The sequence below is a fragment of the Candidatus Protochlamydia sp. R18 genome, assembly GCF_000648255.1.
GTDB classification, from domain to species: domain Bacteria; phylum Chlamydiota; class Chlamydiia; order Chlamydiales; family Parachlamydiaceae; genus Protochlamydia; species Protochlamydia amoebophila.
Genome location: NZ_BASL01000101.1, coordinates 1 through 287 on the forward strand (window position 1 = coordinate 1; position 287 = coordinate 287).

The 287-nt window shown below is 45.6% G+C and carries 1 pseudogene; it reads left to right on the plus strand.

Annotated elements, in window-relative coordinates:
* Positions 1-287 (plus strand): annotated as a pseudogene (locus tag TY19_RS00035) (hypothetical protein); the annotation flags it as partial.

Consider the following 287-nt stretch of genomic DNA (forward strand, 5'->3'; position numbering starts at 1 on the left):
TTGACACCCTTAACGGCCTTGCAGCATCTAAATCTGAGTAGATATAATCTCACGTATGCAGGATTAGCCCATTTGAAACCTTTAGTAGCTTTGCAGCATCTAAATCTGAGCAGTTGCCAGAATCTCACGGATGCAGGATTAGCCCATTTGACACCCTTAACGGCCTTGCAGCATCTAAATCTGAGCAGTTGCCAGAATCTCACGGATGCAGGGTTAGCTCATTTGACACCCTTAGTAGCTTTACAGCATTTAAATCTGACGGGATGCTGGAAACTCACCGATGCAGG